The sequence below is a fragment of the Streptomyces prunicolor genome, from assembly GCF_045162825.1.
Lineage (GTDB): Bacteria > Actinomycetota > Actinomycetes > Streptomycetales > Streptomycetaceae > Streptomyces > Streptomyces prunicolor.
This window is the reverse complement of record NZ_CP108676.1, coordinates 7,848,355-7,871,148: the sequence shown is the minus strand read 5'-3', so window position 1 is coordinate 7,871,148 and position 22,794 is coordinate 7,848,355. Positions and strand designations below refer to the sequence as shown.

Here is a 22,794-nt window from a genome sequence, read left to right as displayed (position 1 = left end):
GCGCTTCGATGTTGCTGCGAGGTTAAGTGAACACCCAAGGGTGCACAAGGGTCGTTCCCAAGATTCCTCCGCAGCGCAGGGGGTGACCTGTCCGTATGTGCTGCTTGAAATAACGGTGAAGGTCTCTTGACACCCACCCCCGCGTCGAATGAGCATCGAAGCGCTTCGAAAGAGCCGCGCCGCTCCATCGCAAGGGGAACCCCACGTGACCGCACAAACGCCGCCTACGCCGCCTTTCCGCGATCCGCACCTGCCGTTCGCGAAGCGCATCGACGACCTGCTGGCACGGCTCACCCCCGACGAGAAGGTCGGCTTCCTGCACCAGTACGCGCCCGCCGTGGAGCGTCTGGACGTCGCCCCGTTCCGCACCGGCCAGGAGGCCCTGCACGGCGTCACATGGATGGGCCCGGCGACGGTCTTCCCGCAGGCGGTGGGCCTCGGCGCGACCTGGAACGAGGATCTCGTACGCCGGGTCGGCGACGCGGTGTCCAAGGAGGTCCGCGCGATGCGCGCCCGCGACGACCGCGTCGGCCTCAACGTGTGGGCCCCCACGGTGAATCTGCTGCGCCACCCGCTGTGGGGCCGTAACGAGGAGGGCTACTCGGAGGACCCGAAGCTGACCTCGGCGATCGCCACCGCGTACACGCGCGGCCTGCGCGGCGACCACCCGACGTACTGGCGCACGGCCCCCGTCCTCAAGCACTGGCTGGCGCACAACAACGAGACGGGCCGCGACATCTCGTCCTCCTCCGTCCGCCCGCGCGTGCTGCACGAGTACGACCTGCGCGCGTTCCGCGAGACGGTCGAGGCGGGCGCGGTGGCGGGCGTGATGCCCGCGTACAACCTGGTCAACGGCCGCCCCAACCACGTCTCGCCCTACCTCCGCGAGCACCTCCGCACCTGGACCGACGAGGACCTGCTGGTCTGCTCGGACGCGGGCGCGCCCTCCAACCTGGTCGACTCCGAGCACTACTTCGACACCCACGAGGAGGCGACGGCGGCGTCGTTGCTGTCGGGTGTCGACAGCTTCACGGACCACGGCACGGACGGTTCGACGATCGTGGCACGGGTCCAAGGTGCCCTGGATCAGGGCCTGTTGACGGAGGCGGACATCGACGCGGCGGTCCGCCGTCAGCTCTCGGTGCGGTTCCGGCTCGGCGAGTTCGACCCGGCGCACGACCCGCACGCCGACACCAAGGACTTCGACACCCCGGCGCACCGGGCCCTCGCCCAGGAGGCCGCCGAGCAAGCGGTCGTCCTCCTCAAGAACGACGACGACCTGCTGCCCCTCGCCCACGACACGCGCCTCGCCGTCGTCGGTCTGCTCGCGGACGAGTGCAAACTCGACTGGTACAGCGGCACGTTGATCCACCGCTCCACCCCGCTGGAGGGCCTGTACGAGCAATTCGGCGCCGAGCGCGTCGAGTTCGCGGAGGGCGTGGACCGGGTCAGGCTGCGGACGTCCCAAGGCGCCTTCCTGCAGGTCCCGTTGGTGGAGGTGGCCGATGAAGTGCGCGGTGCCGAGGGCGCGTTGGACCCGGCCCTCCTCGCGGGCCGCACCGACCTCCCGCCGCTCACCACGGGCGACACCGGCACCGAACTGGCCCTCGTCGACTGGGGTGAGGGCGTCCTCACCCTCCGAGCCCCCGACGGCCGTTACCTCTCGGTCGCCGAGGACGGCTACGTCCGCGCCTCCGCCGACCAGCCCGGAGGCTGGGTCGTCCAGGAGACATTCCGCCTGGAACCCCACGAGAACGGTCACCTCCTGCTGCACATCGGTACGGGTCGCCACGTCTCTGTCGCCGCCGACGGCGTGAAGGTTGCCGAGGAAGGCGCGGAAGTTTTCGAGCTGCTGGTCGCCGAGCGTGGCGAGGACGCGGTGACCCGGGTCGCCGAGGCGGCGGACGTGGTGCTCGTCGTCGCGGGCAACGACCCGCACATCAACGGCCGCGAGACCGAGGACCGTACGACACTCCACCTCCCCGCCCACCAGCAGCGCCTGCTGCGCGCGGCCCGCGCCGCGAACCCGAACACGGTCCTGGCCCTGGTCTCCGCGTACCCGTACACGGTCGACCCGGCCGACCTCCCCGCGATCCTGTGGACCGCCCACGGCGGCCAGGCGGCGGGCACCGCCCTGGCCCGCGTCCTCGCAGGCGACGTCTCCCCCGCCGGCCGACTCCCCCAGACCTGGTACGCCGCCGACACCGACCTGCCCGACCTCCTCGACTACGACGTGATCGGCGGCCGGCAGACCTACCTCTACTTCGAGGGCACCCCACTGTTCCCGTTCGGCCACGGCCTGTCGTATGCGTCCTTCGCGTACGGCGACCTGACGGCCCGGGTCGAACTCGACGCGGTGCACGTGCAGTTCACGGTCACCAACACGGGCGACGTGACGGCGGACGAGGTCGCGCAGCTGTACACACGCGCCGCCGACCCGTCGGTCCCGCGCCCGCGCCGCGAACTCGTGGCACACCGGCGGGTGACCCTCGCGCCGGGCGAACGGGCCGAGCTGGACTTCCAACTCCCTCTGTCAGCCTTCGAGTTCTGGGACGTGGCCCAGGGTGCGTGGCGGCTGGAGCCGGGGCCGTACGACCTGCTTGTCGGCGCCTCCAGCGAGGACATCCGCCTGCGGACGACGGTGACGCTCACCGGCGAGCCCGCAGCGCCCCGCGCCGCTCTCCAACACGGCCTGGACGCGGCCGACTTCGACGAGCAGTCGGGCGGCGAGATCGTCGACCGCACGAAGGCGGCGGGCGACGCAGTGACCCCGATCCAGGGCGGTACGGCCGAACTGACCTACCGGCACTGCGACTTCGGCTCCGGTGTCACCGAGGTGACCATGGAGGTGGCGGGCGAGGGCGTCGTGGAACTGTCCCTCGACGGCGGCCCGGCGCTCGCCCAACTCGCCCTGCCCGCACCGGCATCGGGCCCGTACGACTACACCACGCTCGGCGCCGGGATCGTCACCGAGGGCGTGCACGACGTGCACCTGAAGCTGCGCGGCCCGCTGCGGCTCGCGCACGTCGGCTTCTCCGGCTGAGGGTCCGGAGAGGTCGACGCCGGCCCGAAAAGGCCGGCAGCAGAGAAGGGGCCCGGCACCGGAAGGCATCGGTGCCGGGCCCCTTCGGGCAGGCTATATGAAAATGGATCCCATTAGCTAGAGCCGTTGGGTGAGAGGACGGTCAGAGCGACCGCGTTCTCCTGGAGGACCGTCAGAGCGCGAGGCCCGTGAGCACCAGCACCCGCTCGTAGGTGTAGTCGTCCATCGCGAACTTCACGCCCTCGCGGCCGACGCCGGACTGCTTGGCGCCGCCGTACGGCATCTGGTCGGCGCGGTAGGACGGGACGTCGCCGATCACGACACCGCCGACCTCGAGCGCGCGGTGGGCGCGGAAGGCGACCTGCACGTCGTGGGTGAACACCCCTGCCTGGAGGCCGTACTTGGAGTCGTTGGCGGCGGCGAAGGCGGCGGCCTCGCCGTCCACCTTCGTCACGGTCAGCACCGGTCCGAAGACCTCCTCGCAGGAGATCGTCGTGTCGGCCGGTACGTCGGTGAGGACGGTCGGCGCGTACGAGGCGCCGTCGCGCTTGCCGCCGGTGAGGAGGGTGGCGCCCGCCTCGACGGCTTCCTGGACCCACGACTCGACGCGCTGCGCGGCGGCCTCGCTGACCAGCGGCCCGACGTCGGTCTTGTCGTCGCCCGGGTCGCCGGTGACCTGGGCCTCGACGGCGGCGACGATGCGCGGGAGCAGCCGGTCGTAGACGGCCGCGTCCGCGATGACCCGCTGCACGGAGATGCAGGACTGGCCGCCCTGGTAGTTGGAGAAGGTGGCGATACGGGTCGCGGCCCAGTCGAGGTCGGCGTCGGAGGCGTAGTCCCCGAGGACGACGGCCGCGCCGTTGCCGCCCAGCTCCAGGGTGCAGTGCTTGCGCGGCACCGAGTCCATGATCGCGTAGCCGACCTTCTCCGAACCGGTGAAGGAGATCACCGGCAGCCGCTCGTCCTGGACGAGGGCGGGCATGTGGTCGTTGGCGACCGGCAGGATGCTCCACGAACCGGCGGGCAGCTCGGACTCGGCGAGCAGGTCGCCGATGATCAGGCCGGAGAGCGGGGTGGCCGGGGCGGGCTTGAGGATGATCGGCACGCCGGCCGCGATCGCGGGGGCGATCTTGTGGGCGCAGAGGTTCAGCGGGAAGTTGAAGGGCGCGATGCCGAGGACGGCGCCCTTCGGGAAGCGCCGGGTGAGGGCGAGCCGGCCCTGGCCGCCGGCGTCGGTGTCGAGGCGCTGGGCCTCGCCGCCGTTGAACCGCCGGGCTTCCTCAGCGGCGAACCGGAACACGGACACCGCGCGGCCGACTTCACCACGCGCCCACTTGATCGGCTTGCCGTTCTCGGCGGAGATCAGCTGGGCGATCTCCTCGGTGCGCTCGACGAGACGCCGGCTGACGTGGTCGAGGGCGGCGGCGCGGACGTGGGCGGGGGTGGCGGCGAACTCGTCCCGTACGGCGTACGCGGCGGCCACCGCCTCCTCGACCTGGGCGTCGGTCGGCACGCTGACCTTGCCGACGAGGCGTCCGTCCCAGGGCGAGGTGACGTCGAAGGTGTCCTCGCCGCTGGCCTGGCGGCCGGCGAGCCAGAAGGCGTGGGTGACTGCCACAGTTTCGTTGGGCATTGCGTGTGCCGGCCCTTCCGCGTTGGGGGTGCTTGTTCTCGGTGCTGCTCGGTGCTGCTCGATGCTTCTCGGTGCTTCCCGGTCAACGGTAGGTGCGGAGAAGCGGAGGTGCGTTTGTCCGGGGCGTAGCAGTGCCCGGTGGGGACACTCCAGTTCGGCAGAAGGCGTCCCCGTAGGAGAGGTCACTCCGCGGCGGCTGTCGCCTTCAACGCGAGCCACAACTCCATCCGTACATCGGGATCGTCCAGCGACCGCCCGAGGATCTCCTCGACCCGCCGCATCCGGTACCGCAAGGTGTGCCGGTGCACCCCGAGGTCGGCGGCCGCCGCGTCCCACTGCCCGTGCCGGGACAGCCACGCCCTCAGCGAGGCGACGAGATCCCCGCGCCCGGTGGCATCGTGCTCGGACAACGGCCGTAGCAACCCGTCCGCGAAGGCCCGCACCGCATCATCGGCGAGCAACGGCAGCACGGACCCGGCGGCGAGCTGCTCGTGCTCGACGAGCACCCGCCCGCGCCGCCGCGCTACGGACAACGCCTGCTCGGCCTGCTTGTAGGCGGCCGCCGCGGCGATGGGCCCGGCGGGCGCCGAGAGCCCTACGACGAGTTCACGCTCCTCGCCGCCCTGTTCCTGCCCGCCGGCTGCCCGCTCAGCCTCCCGCGTCGCCGCGTACTCCCCGCACGCCTCCACGGCGGCACCGCCGTCCACGGCCAGCACGACCAGCCGTTCCGGCCCTTCCGCTACGACGAGCACGGCTTCCCCGGACCGCGCGGCAGCGGACTCCACGACCTCGGCCAGCCCGTCCAAGGGATCGCCGTCCGCCGACTCCCCCACGATGATCCGGAACGGCGCGTCGAGCAGCCCGCCGTACAGATCCCCGGCGACCGCCCGCGCATGGTCCGGGTGCCCGGCGAGCAGCAACCGCAGCACCGCCGCGCCGATCCGCTCGTGGGCGGCACGCAAAGACCGTGAGCGTTCCGTGGTGAGGGTCAGGAGCGCGATCGCCGAGTGCACGGCGTAGCGCTCCGCCGTCCCGAGCGCGGATGCGGTTCCTACGGCGAGTGCGGCACGGGGGCGGCGGCCGGTGCCGAGGGTGTGCAGTTCGACGCGGTCCTCGTTGTCCGGGCCGCCCACGACGGACGAGGCCGGCGCGGGCCGGTCCCGCAACCGTTCCACGTCCGCGGTGAGCCGGGCGGCGCGGCGGCCCGCCCACTCCGGTGCGGTGGCGACGACGGCGCCGGACGCGTCGTAGAGCGCGGCCCATCCGTCGACCTGCGCGGCGAGCGCGGCGAGGAGTCCCTCGGGGCCGTCGGTGAGGGCCTGCTTGGTGAGCTCGCGCTGCGCGGCGAAGCCGGCGGTGACGGAGCGGTACTGGTCGGCGGCGATCGCGGCGGAGACGGCCTTGCTGATCGCGATGAAGGGGGTACGCCGGGGTACTTCGAGCAGCGGCAGCCCTTCTTCCTGCGCGGTGTCGACGAGCACCTCGGGAATCTCGTCGTAGTTGACCCCGACGGCGAACCCCAGCCCGACAACTCCCGCCCCCACCAGCCGCTTCACATACCGCCGCATGGCCTTCGCGTCGTCCGCGTCCAGCTTGAGGGCGGTGGTCAGCAACAGCTCTCCACCCTCCATGTACGGCACCGGGTCCGCCAACTCACTGACATGCGCCCACCGGACGGGCACGTCCAGCCGGTCCTCGCCGGCGCGCACGGTGAGCTTGAGCGCGGAGTGGTGGACGAGGGAGGCGAGGGTGGGGGGCATGGGGCCTTCAGGTGGAGGAAGAACTGGCGATCATGTCGATCTTTTGGCCGTCGCGTATGAACTGCCTGTGCCGATTCTGCCTCACCGTACGGTGAGCGCGTACCTGTATGTCCGGTTCAGCGGCCTGGTGACCGCAGATCCACCAGTGACGGCGGAGTGTGCTTCCCCTCGACCGTGGTGAGCGACAGCACCGCGTGCCCCGGCGGCACCTCGTGCGCGAGCTGGGACGCGGACCACCGCTCCCGCTCGACCTGCCGTACGGTCACGGCCTCCGTCGTCACCGCCCGGCCCGTCACCAGCTTGCGCAGGGCGTGGATGGCCCGGGTCATCGGCTGGTCCGCGAAGACGGTGTGCTGGGCCACGTCCCGGGTCTCCACCCATTCCGTGCCCCAGGCGTGGGCGAAGCGGCTGCCGTCCCAGGTCGTGACTCCGGAGAAGGCCATCCGGCAGCCGACCGCGCCGTGCAGCGGTCCGTGCAACGCCTCGGGGACGTCACCGAGGGTGCGCAGGGCGACGAGTACGCCCGCGTTCTGCGAGCGCAGGCGCTGCATGCGCCGTACGGACTCGGTGGTCACCGTCCCGGTCGCGTCGTCGAGGACGAGACAGGCGAAGTGCCGGCGCCCTGTGTCGTGCACGACATGGTCGAACTGGGCCAGGACCAGCCGGGTGATCAGCCGGGAGGCCTCCTCGTGCCCGTGGGCCGGCACGTCGATGCGGACCCGCAGCGGGTGATGGGCGACGGCACGCAGCGAGAACGGCCGGACAGCCGCGTCGCCGGTGCCGAAGAAGTCGGCGAACACGGGCCGGTCCAGCAGCGCGAGCCGGTCGGCGAGTACCGGGCCCGGGTCGGCGGCACCGCCGCTCTGACGGGCCCTGGCGTCGAGATCTCGGCGCAGACCGGCGTGCTCCGGCGCCGACAGGGCCTGGCGCAGGGCGTCGAGCGCCGACGGTTCGCCCTCCAGGAGTTCCCGCAGAACGGGCAGGGGCGGGAAGGTGCCGTGCACCGCCCGATACGGCCCGAGCAGTTGGGCGAGCGCGGTCGCGGCCCGCTGGGCGCCGACGGTGTCGAGGTCTCCGACCAGTCCCTCGGCGAGGAACGCGGCGGCCGCGTCGGGGTCGGTGGTGTCGGCGTAGGGATCCAGGTCGTAGACGGAGGCGGGGTCCCCGATCCGCACCACGACGTCGTACGCCGAGTCCGGGCCGATCGGGGTGCCGGCCGCGCAGACCGCGACGACGGCGCACTGCCCGGTCAGCGCCCGCAGGGCGAGGGACTCGACGACCGGGGCGACCACGTGCTTGGTCTTGCCGGAGCCGGACGGTCCCACGACGAGGAGCGAGGTGCCGAGGGCATCGGGGCCGAGCGCCGTACCCGCGCCGCGGTAGGCAGTCGGCGTACGCTCCCCGGCCGTCCACTGTCCGATGCGCACCTGCCCGTCCAGCAGGTCGTGCCGTGCGGCACGGCCGGGCAGGTCCCGGGCTCCGGACGGGTGGACCCAGGCCGCCGCTCCCTTGCGCAGCACCATGTCGCTGAAGGCGGCCAACTGCGCTTCCCTGCGGGCGGTTTCCCACGCGTGCCCGACGCGTGCGCAGTCCACGTCGTTCATACGGCCCGTGAGTACTTCGGCGGTGAGGAGCTCCGCCGCCTCGTACTGGCCCGCCTCGCGCAGTTCGGGCCACTGGGCAGGCAGCACAGCGGCGGGCGCCGGCCGGGTCTCGCCCTCGCCCGTACGGCCGCGCGCGGCGAGCCGTTCCTTCGCGAGCGCCCACCATCCGCCGAGCCGGGCGAAGGGCCACAGCACCAGCGCGGTGATGAGTGCGTACAGGGTGTCGATGAAGAGCACCGAGTGAAAGAGATCGGAGCCACCGGCGATCAGGAAAACAAGGGAGAACAGCGGGTCCTGGACCGGCAGGGGCTCCCAGCCGACACCGGGAAAGGCGGAGGGAAACACGAAGCTGAGCGCGACGAGACCACCGACGAGCGCCAGCAGGGCGCGAGCGGGCTGGGGGCGACCGCCGACGACGTGCCGGGCCACTTCAAGCCAGCCGCCCAGCTTGACGACGGCGTAGACGAGCAGGGCGAAGAAGACACCGTCGTAGACGCTGATGGCGTCTCCGCCCTCGCTCCCCTTGGGGGACACGGTGCCGGCCCACCACCAGTCGCTCGGGGTGAACAGCTTGAGCAGGGCCCATTGGTACGGAACGGCACCGTGGCGCCAGAAGGACCACACGATCAGCGCCACCACCAGGGGGACCAGCAGACCGAGGATCGCGACCGGGGAGAGCCTCGTCGATGCGCGGTCGGCCTTGGGCGGGCGGTATCCGTAGCGCCAGATGCCGGGTGCGGCGGCCGGCCGGGGTTCGTTCAGCCAGTCGGCGACGGCCGGGGTGAGCCGCGGCGGCTGTTCGGGCGCGGGCGTCATACCCGGTGCCCGTGCGGGCCGCGGCGGCATGGCCGGTACCTCCGGCGGCCCCGCCGGACGCGGCACAGGATTGGCCTGTGTGTGTCGCGCGTCCCGCGCCCCGTCGCTGTCCATCGACCTCGCCCCTCGCCCCTTGACCAGCCGTTCCGTTGACCAGCCGTTCCGTACACCGTCAGCGAGTCAATCTAACGCGCCCACAAGGGGAGTTCACCGCTTACACGGCCGGTCCCGTACCGATCGGCGTGATCCCGGCACTGTCCACGGCGGACAACCCGCGTCGCCGACACCGCCCACATGGAGCATGCCCACCCCCGGTCACCCGCCCTAGCCTGCGAGAAAGGAAGAAAGAAGAAAAGCGTCCGCACCACCCCAGGAGCCCCTCATGACCGCACTTCCGCAGGAGCGCCGCGTTCTCACCGCCATCCCCGGCCCGAAGTCGCAGGAGCTGCAGGCCCGCCGTACCGCCGCGGTCGCGGCCGGTGTGGGCTCCGTACTGCCCGTGTTCACCGCGCGCGCGGGCGGCGGGATCATCGAGGACGTCGACGGGAACCGGTTCATCGACTTCGGTTCCGGCATCGCCGTGACGAGCGTCGGCGCCTCCGCCGAGGCCGTCGTACGCCGGGCCACCGCGCAGCTCGCCGACTTCACCCACACCTGTTTCATGGTCACGCCCTACGAGGGGTACGTCGAGGTCGCCGAGGCGCTCGCCGAGCTGACCCCGGGTGACCACGCCAAGAAGTCCGCGCTGTTCAACTCCGGCGCCGAGGCCGTCGAGAACGCCGTGAAGATCGCGCGGGCGTACACCAAGCGGCAGGCCGTCGTCGTGTTCGACCACGGGTACCACGGCCGGACCAACCTCACCATGGCGCTGACCTCGAAGAACATGCCGTACAAGAACGGCTTCGGGCCGTTCGCTCCCGAGGTCTACCGCGTGCCGGTCGCCTACGGCTACCGCTGGCCGACCGGTCCCGACAACGCCGGTGCCGAGGCCTCCGCGCAGGCCATCGACATGATCAACAAGCAGATCGGCGCCGACAACGTCGCCGCGATCATCATCGAGCCGGTCCTCGGCGAGGGCGGTTTCATCGAGCCGGCGAAGGGCTTCCTGCCCGCGCTGAGCGAGTTCGCCAAGGCCAACGGGATCGTGTTCGTCGCCGACGAGATCCAGTCCGGGTTCTGCCGTACGGGGCAGTGGTTCGCGTGTGAGGACGAGGGGGTCGTCCCGGATCTCATCACCAGCGCGAAGGGGATTGCGGGCGGGCTGCCGCTCGCCGCCGTCACCGGGCGCGCCGAGATCATGGACGCCGCGCACGCCGGTGGGCTCGGGGGTACGTACGGCGGCAACCCCGTCGCCTGTGCCGGTGCGCTCGGTGCGATCGAGACCATGAAGGAGCTGGACCTCAACGCCAAGGCCAAGAACATCGAGTCGGTCATGAAGGTCCGGCTCGGGGCCATGGCGGAGAAGTTCGACATCATCGGCGACGTACGCGGGCGCGGCGCGATGATCGCCATCGAGCTCGTCAAGGACCGTACGACCAAGGAGCCGAACCCGGAGGCGACGGCCGCGCTCGCCAAGGCCTGCCACCAGGAGGGGCTGCTGGTCCTGACCTGTGGCACCTACGGCAACGTGCTGCGCTTCCTGCCCCCACTGGTCATCGGGGAGGACCTGCTGAGCGAGGGGCTCGACATCATCGAGCAGGCGTTCGCACGTATCTGAGCCATCCCGCACGCGTATCCGAGCCACCCCGCCCGCGTGTCTGAGCCATCCCCGCCCGTACATCTCGGCCACACGCAACTCGCAGCTCCCGCACAGGAGTTGAGCCTCAGGCGCCTCATCCGCCGCACCCGTTTCATCCACAGCAATTCCGGGGGCGGGGCGGCGGGAGTCAGGCCGTGTGAAGAAGGTGTGCGGGGTGCATGACGGGACGCGATTCCGCCTGTCGTACCGGCAGTCACTGCCGTAGGTTCTACCCAGATGAGAGATACACCCCGCCCACAGGGGACTGTGGGCGATTTCAGGCCGGGGCCTCCCCAGCTTCGACCTGGTCGTGCCCTCGCGCACACAACAGGAGCCTCTGGCTCCGAATCTCCTCACCGATCGGACAGTCGCCCGCCCCAAACCCCCCGGGGCGGTCGGCCCGCCGATCCGGACGGCCGGCCTGGAACTACCCCCCCTGTTCCAGGTCGGCCGACCTCCTTTCTCTGGCTGTTTCTCGCCCTTCCCGCGCTCCTCTTCGCGGTGATCACCTGGCAGGTCGCGGCCGACGGCCCCCTCCTCCGCCTGGACACCCGCCTCAGCCGCGCCCTCGTCCACCCGGACCGCGCCTCCGAACTCCTCGCCGACCTCGGCAACGTGCAGGTCGCGGTCCCGGTCCTCGTCGTCGTTCTCGTCTACGTCGGATGGCGCGGCCGTGCCACAGGTACAGACCGCTGGTGGCTGCCGCCTCTCGCGGCGGCCGTGCTGATGGCCCTGGTCCCGGCGATCGTCGTCCCCGTCAAGGAACTGATCGCCCGCGGCGGCACCCCGGCGGTCCCGCCCGGCACCGGCTACTACCCCTCCGGCCACACGGCCACCGCGATGATCGCGTACGGCGCCTCGACCCTGGTTCTCCTCCCTTGGCTCCGGTCGGCATACGCCCGGCGCGGAGCTGTCATCGTCTGCGCCGCCCTCGTCACCTGCGTCAGCTTCGGCCTGGTCCGCCGGGGCTACCACTGGCCACTGGACGTCGTGGCCAGTTGGTGCCTCGGTACGGTGCTGCTCGCCTCGCTGCGCTTGTTCCTCGGCCGCTTTCGCAGCGACCCTCCGGCCTTCAGCTGAAGTAGCCGTCGAACGTCTTCTGGAACTCCCAGTTCGAGTACCGGTCCCAGTTGATCGACCAGGTCATCAGGCCGCGCAGGGTCGGCCAGGTGCCATGGGTCGCGTACGAGCCGCAACTCACCTTCTTCGTCAGGCAGTCCAGGGTCTTGGTGACCTCGGCCGGGGCCACATAACCGTTGCCCGCGTTGACCGACGCCGGCATGCCGATGGCGATCTGGTCGGGGCGCAGGGCCGGGAACACGTTGTTCGTGTCACCCGCGACCGGGAAGCCCGTCAGCAGCATGTCCGTCATCGCGATGTGGAAGTCGGCGCCGCCCATGGTGTGGTACTGGCCGTCGAGGCCCATGATCGGGCCCGAGTTGTAGTCCTGGACGTGCAGCAGGGTGAGGTCGTCGCGCAGGGCGTAGATGACGGGGAGATACGCCCCGCACCTCGGGTCCTGGCCGCCGAACTTGCCGGTGCCGTAGAACTGGTAGCCCATCTGCACGAAGAACGTCTCCGGCGCCATGCTCAGCACGAACTTCGAGCCGTACTTGGCCTTCAGGGTCTTCAGGGCCGCGATCAGGTTGACCACCGCGGGAGTTGTGGGGCTCTTGAAGTTCGTGTCGCTCGCGTCCAGCGACAGCGAGTGGCCCTCGAAGTCGATGTCCAGGCCGTCGAGGCCGTAGGTGTCGATGATGTTCGAGACGGACGAGACGAAGGTGTCTCTCGCCGCCGTCGTGGTCAGTTGGACCTGGCCGTTGGCGCCGCCGATGGAGATCAACACCTTCTTGCCCGCCGCCTGTTTGGCCTTGATCGCCGCCTTGAAGTCGGCGTCGCTCTCGACGTTGGCGCACTCTCCCCCACTCTCGGCTTCGCTCGAGCGGGAGGGGCCCCCATCCGGGCAGCGGTTGAAGCGGATGTCGCCGGAGGTCGCGGAGGTGGGTTCGCCGAAGGCCAGGTCGATGACGTCCCAGCTGTCGGGTACGTCGGCCAGGCGCGTGTAGCCGGAGCCGTTGGCGAAGCTCGCGTGGAGGTAGCCGACCAGGGCGTGGGTCGGCAGTCCGGTGCCGGGGCCCGAGCCGGTGGACGTCGTCGCGGTGACCGCCGTCGACTTCGCGGACTCGCCCGCGTCGTTCACCGCTGTGACCTGGAAGCTGTACGCCGTCGCGGCCGACAGCCCGCTCACGGTGGCCGAAGTGCCGCTCGCCGTCTGGACTTTGACCCCGTCGCGGTAGATCGCGTAGCTCGTGGCGCCGGTGACGGCGGACCAGGACAGGGCGACGGAGGAGGACGTGATCGTGCCGACGGCCAGGCCTGTGGGGGTCGTTGGCGGTTGGCCCACGTCCACTGCCGGGCCGGTGAGGGAGAGGTCGTCGGCGTAGTAGGCGCCGGTGGCATACCAGCCGTGGGTGTAGATCGTGACCTTGGTGGTGGTCGGGCCGGTGCGGAAGCTCGTCGTCAACCGCTGCCAGTCCGGGGCCGATTGGGTCCAGGTGGAGACGTCCGTGGTGCCGGTGCCGCTCGCGCCGAGGTAGACGTAGCTGCCGCGGACGTAACCGGCGAGCGAGTACTGCGAGTCCGGTTTCACGGTCACCGTCTGCGCGCACTGGGCGTAGTCGTTGCCGGCCGGGGTCGCCTGCAACGTCGAACTGCCGCCGTGCACGGGCGACTTGACCGTCGTACCGCTGTTCGCGGAACAGGACCAACTGTCGAGGCCCGCTTCGAAGCCTCCGTTCTTCGCCAGGTCCGCGTCGGCCGCACGGGCGACCGACGAGAGCGCGGTGAGTCCGGACACGGCCAGGGCCGCGACCGTGAGCATGGTGAGGACAGGTCTGGGGCGGTCCACAAGTGCCTCCGGGCATGGGGGAATTGGAGGGGTGGAGCGCGCCCAATTTGGTCCAGACCAATTAGCCTGTCAAGACCTCAATCAGTTACCCGTCCTCCCGTTCCGTCCCTTCCGTGGCCAGGCCCGCCGCCGCCTCGTGCATGGCGAGTTCGAGGAGTGCGGGGTCGGTGAGGGTGCCGGAGCCGTCCGGCGGCACCAGCCAGCGGACTCCGCCGGTCGACCGGCCGGGGTACGGCACGACGATCCAGGTGCCGAGTCCGGCCGAACGGATCCCGGTGCCCAGCCAGCGGGTCGCGGTGCCGGGCGGTACGAGGAAGCCCATCCGTGCGTCGCCGAAGTCGACGAGTACCGGGCCCGGTTGATCGATGACCCTGGTGAGCACATCGAGCGTGGGATAGCCGAGCTCACCCGGCAGGATGAGTACGTCCCAGGCCTTGCCGGCGGGCAGCAGCGCGACCCCGAGGGGGTTGCGCTCCCATTCCCAGCGGCAGGCCTCCGGATCCGGAGCCACCGATGCCAGCCACTCGACGGCCGTCTTCGCCCCAGTCATGAGGAGACCTCCCTTTCTCATGTCGACGCTGGTCGCGTCACAGGTGAGAGGGAGGTCTCCGCCAGGCATTACGCGGGTTCCGGCACCCCGAAGGAGTGAACCGGATCACATCTCATAAGGGCGGGGCTCAGCTGTCGAAGCCGAGGCCCAGCTTGTCCATCGTCTTCAGCCAGAGGTTGCGCCGGCCGCCGTGCGAATCGGCGTACGCCAGCGACCACTTGGTGAGCGCGATGCCCGTCCAGGCGAAGGGCTCGGGCGGGAAGGGCAGCGGCTTCTTGCGGACCATCTCCAGTTCCGTGCGCTCGGTCCGCTCCCCCGCGAGCAGGTCCAGCATCACGTCCGCACCGAAGCGGGTCGCGCCGACGCCGAGGCCCGTAAAGCCCGCCGCGTACGCCACCTTTCCCTGGTGGGCGGTGCCGAAGAACGCCGAGAAGCGCGAGCAGGTGTCGATCGCGCCGCCCCACGCATGGCTGAAGTTGAGGCCCTCCAGCTGCGGGAAACAGGTGAAGAAGTGCTCGGCGAGCTTGGCGTAGGTCTCCGGCCGGTCGTCGTACTCGGCGCGGACCCGGCCGCCGTAGGGATAGATCGCGTCGTAACCGCCCCACAGGATGCGGTTGTCGGCCGACAGGCGGAAGTAGTGGAACTGGTTCGCCGAATCGCCGAGCCCCTGGCGGTTCTTCCAGCCGATCGACGCCAACTGGTCGGCGGAGAGCGGCTCGGTCATCAGGGCGTAGTCGTAGACCGGGACGGTGTACGGGCGGACGCGCTTGACCAGGTTCGGGAAGATGTTGGTGCCGAGCGCGACGCGGCGGGCGCGGATAGAGCCGTAGGGGGTGCGTACGGCCATGCCGGCGCCGTGCGGTTTGAGGGCGAGGGCGGGGGTGTGTTCGTAGACGCGGACGCCGAGCCCGAGGCAGGCGCGCTTCAATCCCCAGGCCAGCTTTGCCGGGTTGAGCATCGCGACGCCGCGGCTGTCGTACAGGCCGGCCAGGAAGGTCGGGGAGGCGACCTGCTCGCGGACCGCTTCGGCGTCGAGGAACTCGGTGCCGTCGGCCAGGCCCTTGCTCTCCAACTCGCCGTACCAGTCGTGGAGTTCCTCGGCCTGGTGCGGTTCGGTGGCGACGTCGATCTCGCCGGTACGCTCGAACTCGCAGTCCAGGGAGTAGCGGGCGACCGCGCTCTCGATCGCGTCGAGGTTGCGGGCGCCCAGCTCCTCCAGTTTGTGGATCTCGTCGGGCCAGCGGGTGAGGCCGTTGGACAGTCCGTGGGTGAGCGAGGCGGCGCAGAAACCGCCGTTGCGGCCCGAGGCGGCCCAGCCCACCTCGCGGCCCTCCACCAGCACCACGTCCCGCTGCGGGTCGCGCTCTTTCGCGATGAGCGCGGTCCACAGTCCGCTGTAACCACCGCCGACGACCAGCAGATCGCAGGTCTCGGCGCCGGTGAGCGCGGGTTCGGGGTGGGGCTTGCCGGGGTCGTCCAGCCAGTACGGGACCGGCCGGGCTTCGGAAAGGGACTTGGTCCAGTTGCTGCTACGGCTCATGGCGCTCGGGGCCATGATTTCAACTCCCTACAGGGATAGTACGGTTACGCCTTTACCTTGTTGCGGCGGTTGGTGATCACCATGGAGAAGAGCACCAACAATACGGCGACGAGGAACATGGCCGTACCGATGACATTGATCTGAACGGGTGTGCCGCGCTGTGCCGAACCCCAGACGAACATGGGGAAGGTGACGGTCGAACCCGCGTTGAAATTGGTGATGATGAAATCGTCGAAGGAGAGCGCGAAGGAGAGCAGCGCGCCTGCCGCGATTCCGGGGGCCGCGATGGGGAGGGTGACCCGGACGAACGTCTGCACCGGGCCGGCGTAGAGGTCCCGGGCCGCCTCCTCCAAGCGTGGGTCCATCGACATCACACGGGCCTTGACGGCGGTGACGACGAAGCTGAGGCAGAACATGATGTGGGCGATCAGGATGGTGTAGAAGCCCAGTTGGGCACCCATGTTGAGGAACAGGGTGAGCAGCGAGGCGGCCATGACGACCTCGGGCATCGCCATCGGCAGGAAGATCAGCGAGTTGATCGCGCCGCGGGCGCGGAAGCGGTAGCGGACCAGCGCGAAGGCGATCATCGTGCCGAGGAGGGTGGCGCCGATGGTCGCCCAGACGGCGATCTGGAGGCTGATGGAGAGCGAGCCGCACATGTCGGCGACACCGCACGGCTGCTTCCAGGCGTCCAGCGAGAATTGCTGCCACTCGTAATTGAAGCGCCCCTTCGGCTTGTTGAAGGAGAACACCGTGACGATGACGTTCGGAAGGAGGAGATATCCGAGGGTGATCAGTCCCGCGATGACGACGAGATGGCGCTTGAACCAGCGTACGACGGCCATTTAAACCAGATCCTCCGTCCCGGACTTGCGAATGTAGATGGTCACCATGGCGAGGATGGCGGCCATGAGGATGAAGGAGAGTGCGGCCGCTGTCGGGTAATCCAGAATCCGTAGGAATTGTGTCTGGATGACGTTTCCGATCATGCGGGTGTCGGTGGAGCCGAGGAGTTCCGCGTTGACGTAGTCACCGGCCGCCGGGATGAAGGTCAACAGGGTGCCGGAGACGACGCCGGGCATCGACAGCGGGAAGGTGACCTTGCGGAAGGTGGTGAACGGCTTGGCGTAGAGGTCACCGGCCGCTTCGTGCAACCGTCCGTCGATGCGTTCGAGGGAGGTGTAGAGCGGCAGCACCATGAACGGCAGGAAGTTGTACGTCAGTCCGCAGACGACCGCGAGTGGGGTGGCGAGGACGCGGTCGCCCGAGGTCCAGCCGAGCCAGTTGGTGACGTCCAGGACGTGCAGCGTGTTGAGCGCGCCGACGACCGGGCCACTGTCCGCGAGGATCGTCTTCCAGGCGAGGGTGCGGATCAGGAAGCTGGTGAAGAACGGCGCGATCACCAGGATCATGATCAGGTTCCGCCAGCGTCCCGCGCGGAAGGCGATGAGGTACGCGAGCGGATAGCCGAGGAGCAGGCAGAGGATGGTCGCGGCGGCGGCGTAGAAGACCGAGCGCAGGAACTGCGGCCAGTACTCGGACAGCGCGTCCCAGTAGGTCGCGAAGTGCCAGGTGACCTTGTAGCCGTCCTCCAGGGAGCCGGTCTGGATCGACGTGGAGCCCTGGTAGATCATCGGCAGCGCGAAGAAGACGATCAGCCAGAGAATGCCGGGCAGCAGCAGCCAGTACGGCGTCCAGCGGCCCCGCTTCTTGCGCGCCGGCTTCTCCTCCGGCGCGGGCGCCAGGGGTGGCGCCTCGGTGACAGCGGCCATCAGGCGGCCTCCTCCTCGATGTCGACGCCGGCGTCGATGTCCTGCGCCGCGTCGAGGCCGAAGGTGTGGGCCGGGTTCCAGTGCAGGACGACGTCGGCGCCGGGCCGCAGCCGGGAGTCGCGGTCGATGTTCTGGGCGTAGACCTCGAACTCAGGGCAGACCGGGCTGTCGATGACGTACTGGGTGGAGACGCCGATGAAGCTGGAGTCGGCGATCTTGCCGGTGATGCGGTTGCGGCCGGCCGGGATCTCGCCCGCGTCGTCGGCGTGCGTGAGGGTGATCTTCTCCGGGCGTACGCCGACCAGGACCTTGCCGCCGGTCGTCGTGGGCGCGGAACATCGCGCCTCGGGGAGGACGAGCTTGCCGCCGCCCGCCTTGAGGATGATCTCGTCGCCGCTCTTGGAGTCGACCTCGGCCTCGATGAGGTTGGAGGTGCCGAGGAAGTTGGCGACGAAGGTGGTGTTCGGGTTCTCGTAGAGGTCGGCGGGCGAGCCGAGCTGCTCGACGCGGCCCGCGTTCATCACGGCGACCGTGTCGGCCATGGTCATGGCCTCCTCCTGGTCGTGCGTGACGTGGATGAAGGTGATGCCGACCTCGGTCTGGATGCGCTTGAGCTCCAGCTGCATCTGGCGGCGCAGCTTGAGGTCGAGGGCGCCGAGGGGCTCGTCGAGGAGGAGCACCTTGGGGTGGTTGATCAGCGCGCGGGCCACGGCGACACGCTGCTGCTGGCCGCCGGAGAGCTGGTGCGGCTTCTTCCGCGCCTGCTCGCCGAGTTGGACCAGGTCGAGCATGTCGACGACCTGCTGCTTCACCGACTTGATGCCGCGCCGGCGCAGACCGAAGGCGACGTTCTCGAAGATGTCGAGGTGCGGGAAGAGGGCGTACGACTGGAAGACCGTGTTCACCGGCCGCTTGTACGGCGGGAGGTTGGTGACTTCCTGGTCGCCGAGGTGGACGGTGCCGGAGGAAGGTTCCTCCAGGCCGGCGATCATGCGCAGGGTGGTGGTCTTGCCGCAGCCGGAGGCGCCGAGCAGGGCGAAGAAGGAGCCCTGGGGGACGGTCAGGTCGAGCGGTTGCACGGCGGTGAAGCCGTTGTCGTAGGTCTTGCTGATACCGGAGAGGCGGACGTCGCCGCTGTTGTCCTTGGTGTTCATCGTCGTCACGCCCCTGTGAGCTTTGCGAACTTCTGCTGGTATGACGTCTCTTCCTTCGAACTCAGGGAGCGGAAGGCGTGGGACTTGGCCGCCATGGCCTTGTCGGGAAGGATCAGCGGGTTGTTCGCCGCCGTCTTGTCGATCTTGGCGAGGTAGGGCTTCACGTCCGCGACCGGGCTGACGTAGTTGACGTAGGCGGCGAGTTCGGCGGCCGGTTCGGGCTCGTAGTAGTAGTCGATCAGCCGCTCGGCGTTCGTCTTGTGCCGGGCCTTGTTGGGGATCAGCAGGTTGTCGGTCGACGTCATGTAGCCGCTGTCGGGGATGACGTAGCCGACGTCCGGGTTGTCCGACTGGAGCTGCACGATGTCGCCGCCCCAGGCGACGCACGCGGCGAAGTCGCCCTTGGTGAGGTCGGACGTGTAGTCGTTGCCCGTGAAGCGGCGGATCTGGCCCTTGTCGACGGCCTTCTGGAGGCGGGCGATGACCGCGTCGTAGTCGTCGGTGGTGAACTTCGCCGGGTCCTTGCCCATGTCGAGCATGGTCATGCCGACGCTGTCGCGCATCTCGGTGAGGAAGCCGACTCGGCCCTTGAGCTTGGGGTTGTCGAGGAGATCGGAGATCGACTTCACCTCGACGCCGTCGAGCGCCTTCTTGTTGTAGGCGATGACGGTCGAGATGCCCTGCCACACGTACGAGTACGCCCGGCCCGGGTCCCAGTCGGGGCTGCGGAACTGGTCCGACAGGTTGGCGTAGGCGTGCGGCAGGTTCGAGGCGTCCAGCTTCTGGACGTAGCCCAGGCGGATCATGCGGGCGGCCAGCCAGTCGGTGAGGACGATCAGGTCGCGGCCGGTGGACTGGCCGGCGGCGAGCTGCGGCTGGATCTTGCCGAAGAACTCGTCGTTGTCGTTGATGTCCTCGGTGTACTTGACCTTGATGCCGGTCCGCTTGGTGAACGTGTCCAGCGTCGGGCGGTGCTTGCCGCTTTCGTCCGTGTCGATGTACTCGGGCCAGTTCGAGAAGTCGATCTCCTTCTCCTTGGCCGAGTGGTCGTCGGCGGACACGCCGCCCTGCGTCTTGCCTGCCGCGGGGATCCCGCAGCCGCTCAGGGCCCCGAGGCCGCCGATCGCGAGCGCGCCGCCGGCGGAGGCGCGCAGCACCGAACGGCGGGTCGTCGCGGAACGGCTCTTGCGGAAGCTGCGCCGCGCGGCGGCCACTTCGGCCGGGGTCAGGCGGTCGGGCTCGTACTGCTTCATGCGCGTGCTGCCCTTTCGGGAGGAGACGGCCGCGGCTTCGGCGGCCGTCAGTTCTGCTATCGGTCCCCGAAGATCGTGCGGTGCCAGTCCTTCCTGGCGACCGCGGTGTTGTCGAACATGACGTGCTTGATCTGCGTGTACTCCTCGAACGAGTAGGCGGACATGTCCTTGCCGAAGCCGGACGCCTTGTATCCGCCGTGGGGCATCTCGCTGATGATCGGGATGTGGTCGTTGATCCACACGCAGCCCGCCTTGATCTCGCGGGTCGCGCGGTTGGCCCGGTAGACGTCGCGGCTCCACGCGGAGGCGGCGAGGCCGTACGGGGTGTCGTTGGCGAGCGCGATGCCTTCGTCGTCGGTGTCGAAGGGCAGCACCACGAGGACCGGGCCGAAGAGCTCCGACTGCACGATCTCGCTGTCCTGGGCGGCGTCCGCGACCAGGGTGGGGCGATAGTACGCGCCGTTCTTGAGATCTCCCTGAGGAGCTTCGCCGCCGGTCACCACGCGCGCGTAGCCACGCGCCCGGTCGACGAAGGCGGCGACGCGGTCGCGCTGGACGTGCGAGATCAGCGGCCCGAGGTCGGTGCCAGGGGCGAAGGGATCGCCGACCCGGACGGACTCCATGAGGGCGGCGGTCCTCTCGACGAACGCTTCGTAGAGGGGCCTTTGCACGTACGCGCGCGTGGCGGCCGTGCAGTCCTGCCCGGTGTTGATGAGCGAACCGGCGACGGCTCCGTTGACGGCGGCTTCGAGATCGGCGTCGTCGAAGACCACGAAGGGTGCCTTGCCGCCCAGCTCCAGGTGGATGCGCTTGACGGTGGCGGTCGCGATCTCGGCGACGCGCTTGCCGACGGCGGTGGACCCGGTGAAGGACGTCATGGCCACGTCCGGGTGACCGACGAGATGCTCACCGGCGACCTTCCCCGCGCCGGTGATGATGTTGATGACACCGTCCGGGATACCGGCCTCGGTGGCGGCCTGCGCGAACATCAGCGAGGTGAGCGGGGTCAGCTCGGCGGGCTTCAGCACGATCGTGTTGCCCGCGGCGATCGCCGGGAGGATCTTCCAGGCGGCCATCTGGAGGGGATAGTTCCAGGGCGCGATGGAGCCGACGACACCGATGGGTTCACGGCGTACGTACGACGTGTGGTCGCCCGAGTACTCCCCCGCCGACTGCCCCTGGAGATGCCGGGCGGCACCGGCGAAGAAGGCCGTGTTGTCGATGGTCCCGGGGATGTCGAACTCGCGGGTCAGCTTGAGGGGCTTGCCGCACTGGAGGGACTCGGCGCGGGCGAAGTCGTCCGCGCGCTCGGCGAGCACGGCGGCGAAGCGGTGCAGGGCGTCGGAGCGCTCGCCGGGGGTGGCTCCCGACCAGCCCGGGAACGCGGCGCGGGCGGCTGCCACGGCGGCGTCCACGTCGTCGGTACCGGCCAGCTCGTACGTGTAGACGTCCTCGCCGGTGGCCGGGTCGACGACGGCGTGGGTGTGACCGGAGGTGCCCTTGGTCAGGCGGCCCGCGATGAACTGCGCGCCGTCCGCGAAGTACTCCTGTGCGGGGAATCGTTCCGGGGTGACGCTGCCCGGGTTGTGCATGTCGCTCTCCTCCGCCTTCGCCCCGCTTCGTCCGCTGGCGGGTGGCGTAGCTCCAGCTCGATTTGAATGCCGATCCTGACAGAGCAAAGGGACTCCAACAAGTGATTCCGTTGTTGCCTTTTGGTTACGCGACGGAATCTGTCGACCAGGTGTCGAGTCCGTACGGAAAAGGGGGGACGGAGTGTCAGTGGTGCCTGCCAGACTCGCGTGTATGGACAAGATCACGGGGAAGCTCGCGGCGGGGGCCGCGGAAAAGATCGATTCGCAGGAAGCCCTGATCAGGGAAGTGCGTGCCGGGACCAGGGTCAAGTACCTGCACTTCTGGGGCCACCGGCCACGCCCGGACGGCCGCGTGAGCGCGAGCTGTCTGAGCCAGTGGTGGCCGTCGCCGTTCACCGTGGACGGGGTGACGTATGCGACCGCCGAGCACTGGATGATGGCGGGCAAGGCGCGGCTGTTCGGCGACGAGGAGGCACTCGCGCGGGTCTTGGCTGCGGGGCATCCGTCTCAGGCCAAGAAGGCGGGAAGGCTGGTGCGGGGGTTCGACGAGGAGATCTGGGCGCGGGAGCGGTTCGGGATCGTCGTCGAGGGGAGCGTGCACAAGTTCGCGGGGGATGCGGAGATGCGGGCGTTTCTGCTGGGTACGGGGGATCGAGTGTTGGTGGAGGCTAGTCCGGTGGATCGGGTGTGGGGGATCGGGCTGGCTGCGGATGATGTGGCGGCGGGGGATCCGGAGCGGTGGCGAGGGCCCAATTTGTTGGGGTTTGCGTTGATGGGGGCGCGGGGGCGGTTGCGGGAGAGGTGACCCCCGGGGGGGGTGGGGTGACGGGGGTTAAGCGGGGCCCGGGGTGTGTGCCGGGTTGGGGGTGGGTGGTTTGGGGTTGTGTGCGGGGTGCGGGTCGGTGGGGGCTGGTCGCGCAGTTCCTCGCGCCCCTTAGGGGGTTGGTGTGGGCCGGGTCCAGGGGCGAGGGCGCGGGTGTGTGGGGGCTGGTCGCGCCCGCGCGGCGGAGCCGCAGATCGACACAGCCCCGCGCCCCTTAGGGGGTTGGTGTGGGCCGGGGCCAGGGGCGAGGGTGCGGGTGTGTGGGGGCTGGTCGCGCCCGCGCGGCGGAGCCGCAGATCGACACAGCCCCGCGCCCCTTAGGGGGTTGGTGCGGGCCGGGGCCAAGGGCGAGGGCGCGGGTGTGTGGGGGCTGGTCGCGCCCGCGCGGCGGAGCCGCAGATCGACACAGCCCCGCACCCCTTAGGGGGTTGGTGCGGGCCGGGTCCAAGGGCGAGGGCGCGGGTGTGTGGGGGCTGGTCGCGCCCGCGCGGCGGAGCCGCAGATCGACACAGCCCCGCGCCCCTTGGGGGTGTCGGTGCGGGCCGGGTCAGGAGGCGAGGGCGCGGGTGTGTGGGTGGGGTCGGGGTCGTGGCGGTACGGCGAGCCCG

15 protein-coding genes are annotated in these 22,794 nt (G+C 69.9%); 4 read left to right on the top strand and 11 right to left on the bottom strand.

Features of this window, described 5'->3' with window-relative positions:
* The first annotated feature begins 205 nt into the window (after positions 1-205).
* Positions 206-3,043 carry a glycoside hydrolase family 3 C-terminal domain-containing protein gene (locus OG588_RS36290; RefSeq protein ID WP_405950912.1) on the top strand — a complete coding sequence of 946 codons (2,838 nt, stop codon included), beginning with the start codon at positions 206-208 and terminating at the stop codon, positions 3,041-3,043.
* Between the two features lie 172 nt (positions 3,044-3,215).
* Here the strand turns inward: OG588_RS36290 and OG588_RS36285 are convergent, their stop codons facing one another.
* The 3 genes from OG588_RS36285 to OG588_RS36275 form a co-directional block, all read right to left on the bottom strand.
* Complete coding sequence (locus tag OG588_RS36285) at positions 3,216-4,661, bottom strand: aldehyde dehydrogenase family protein (RefSeq protein ID WP_405953297.1); 1,446 nt, start codon at positions 4,659-4,661, stop codon at positions 3,216-3,218.
* 197 nt (positions 4,662-4,858) lie between these two features.
* Positions 4,859-6,436, bottom strand: coding sequence for a PucR family transcriptional regulator (locus OG588_RS36280; RefSeq protein ID WP_405950911.1), 1,578 nt, complete (start codon positions 6,434-6,436; stop codon positions 4,859-4,861).
* A 116-nt stretch (positions 6,437-6,552) separates the two neighbouring features.
* The gene (locus OG588_RS36275; RefSeq protein ID WP_405950910.1) at positions 6,553-8,970 is read right to left on the bottom strand and encodes an ATP/GTP-binding protein; all 2,418 of its coding nucleotides are present in this window, start codon (positions 8,968-8,970) and stop codon (positions 6,553-6,555) included.
* Between the two features lie 268 nt (positions 8,971-9,238).
* Here OG588_RS36275 and gabT point away from each other — a divergent pair, with 268 nt between their 5' ends.
* Both gabT and OG588_RS36265 read left to right on the top strand, forming a co-directional pair.
* Positions 9,239-10,573, top strand: coding sequence for a 4-aminobutyrate--2-oxoglutarate transaminase (gene gabT / locus OG588_RS36270; RefSeq protein ID WP_405950909.1), 1,335 nt, complete (start codon positions 9,239-9,241; stop codon positions 10,571-10,573).
* Between the two features lie 288 nt (positions 10,574-10,861).
* Positions 10,862-11,674, top strand: coding sequence for a phosphatase PAP2 family protein (locus OG588_RS36265; RefSeq protein WP_405950908.1), 813 nt, complete (start codon positions 10,862-10,864; stop codon positions 11,672-11,674).
* Here OG588_RS36265 and OG588_RS36260 read toward each other — a convergent pair.
* The 8 genes from OG588_RS36260 to OG588_RS36225 form a co-directional block, all read right to left on the bottom strand.
* Positions 11,667-13,475, bottom strand: coding sequence for a chitinase (locus tag OG588_RS36260; protein ID WP_405953296.1), 1,809 nt, complete (start codon positions 13,473-13,475; stop codon positions 11,667-11,669). The two genes, OG588_RS36265 and OG588_RS36260, sit on opposite strands and share 8 nt — an antisense overlap.
* A 112-nt stretch (positions 13,476-13,587) precedes the next feature.
* A complete protein-coding gene (locus OG588_RS36255; RefSeq protein ID WP_405950907.1) occupies positions 13,588-14,052 on the bottom strand; it encodes a hypothetical protein in 465 nt (154 codons plus the stop codon).
* 127 nt (positions 14,053-14,179) lie between these two features.
* Positions 14,180-15,607 (bottom strand): NAD(P)/FAD-dependent oxidoreductase, encoded by a 1,428-nt coding sequence (locus tag OG588_RS36250; RefSeq protein ID WP_405950906.1) that lies wholly within the window; start codon positions 15,605-15,607, stop codon positions 14,180-14,182.
* A 29-nt stretch (positions 15,608-15,636) separates the two neighbouring features.
* Positions 15,637-16,437 (bottom strand): ABC transporter permease, encoded by an 801-nt coding sequence (locus tag OG588_RS36245; RefSeq protein WP_405950905.1) that lies wholly within the window; start codon positions 16,435-16,437, stop codon positions 15,637-15,639.
* A complete protein-coding gene (locus OG588_RS36240; protein ID WP_266862755.1) occupies positions 16,438-17,364 on the bottom strand; it encodes an ABC transporter permease in 927 nt (308 codons plus the stop codon).
* Positions 17,364-18,518 (bottom strand): ABC transporter ATP-binding protein, encoded by a 1,155-nt coding sequence (locus OG588_RS36235; protein ID WP_393049968.1) that lies wholly within the window; start codon positions 18,516-18,518, stop codon positions 17,364-17,366. The genes OG588_RS36240 and OG588_RS36235 overlap by 1 nt, the downstream gene beginning before the upstream one ends.
* A gap of 5 nt (positions 18,519-18,523) precedes the next feature.
* On the bottom strand, positions 18,524-19,771 hold the full coding sequence (locus tag OG588_RS36230; RefSeq protein ID WP_405950904.1) for a PotD/PotF family extracellular solute-binding protein: 1,248 nt from the start codon (positions 19,769-19,771) through the stop codon (positions 18,524-18,526).
* Between the two features lie 56 nt (positions 19,772-19,827).
* A complete protein-coding gene (locus tag OG588_RS36225) occupies positions 19,828-21,363 on the bottom strand; it encodes a gamma-aminobutyraldehyde dehydrogenase (RefSeq protein ID WP_405950903.1) in 1,536 nt (511 codons plus the stop codon).
* Positions 21,364-21,574: 211 nt separating this feature from the next.
* Between OG588_RS36225 and OG588_RS36220 the strand changes: the two genes are divergently transcribed.
* Positions 21,575-22,168 carry an NADAR family protein gene (locus OG588_RS36220; RefSeq protein WP_405950902.1) on the top strand — a complete coding sequence of 198 codons (594 nt, stop codon included), beginning with the start codon at positions 21,575-21,577 and terminating at the stop codon, positions 22,166-22,168.
* The last annotated feature ends 626 nt before the right edge of the window (positions 22,169-22,794 follow it).

What these genes read in the sequence shown, in the direction of transcription:
- OG588_RS36280 (WP_405950911.1), bottom strand. Translation starts at nt 6,436, where the DNA reads ATGCCCCCCACCCTCGCCTCCCTCGTCCACCACTCCGCGCTCAAGCTC.
- OG588_RS36275 (WP_405950910.1), bottom strand. Translation starts at nt 8,970, where the DNA reads ATGGACAGCGACGGGGCGCGGGACGCGCGACACACACAGGCCAATCCT.
- gabT (WP_405950909.1), top strand. Translation starts at nt 9,239, where the DNA reads ATGACCGCACTTCCGCAGGAGCGCCGCGTTCTCACCGCCATCCCCGGC.
- OG588_RS36260 (WP_405953296.1), bottom strand. Translation starts at nt 13,475, where the DNA reads ATGCTCACGGTCGCGGCCCTGGCCGTGTCCGGACTCACCGCGCTCTCG.
- OG588_RS36255 (WP_405950907.1), bottom strand. Translation starts at nt 14,052, where the DNA reads ATGACTGGGGCGAAGACGGCCGTCGAGTGGCTGGCATCGGTGGCTCCG.
- OG588_RS36250 (WP_405950906.1), bottom strand. Translation starts at nt 15,607, where the DNA reads ATGGCCCCGAGCGCCATGAGCCGTAGCAGCAACTGGACCAAGTCCCTT.
- OG588_RS36245 (WP_405950905.1), bottom strand. Translation starts at nt 16,437, where the DNA reads ATGGCCGTCGTACGCTGGTTCAAGCGCCATCTCGTCGTCATCGCGGGA.
- OG588_RS36240 (WP_266862755.1), bottom strand. Translation starts at nt 17,364, where the DNA reads ATGGCCGCTGTCACCGAGGCGCCACCCCTGGCGCCCGCGCCGGAGGAG.
- OG588_RS36235 (WP_393049968.1), bottom strand. Translation starts at nt 18,518, where the DNA reads ATGAACACCAAGGACAACAGCGGCGACGTCCGCCTCTCCGGTATCAGC.
- OG588_RS36230 (WP_405950904.1), bottom strand. Translation starts at nt 19,771, where the DNA reads ATGAAGCAGTACGAGCCCGACCGCCTGACCCCGGCCGAAGTGGCCGCC.
- OG588_RS36225 (WP_405950903.1), bottom strand. Translation starts at nt 21,363, where the DNA reads ATGCACAACCCGGGCAGCGTCACCCCGGAACGATTCCCCGCACAGGAG.
- OG588_RS36220 (WP_405950902.1), top strand. Translation starts at nt 21,575, where the DNA reads ATGGACAAGATCACGGGGAAGCTCGCGGCGGGGGCCGCGGAAAAGATC.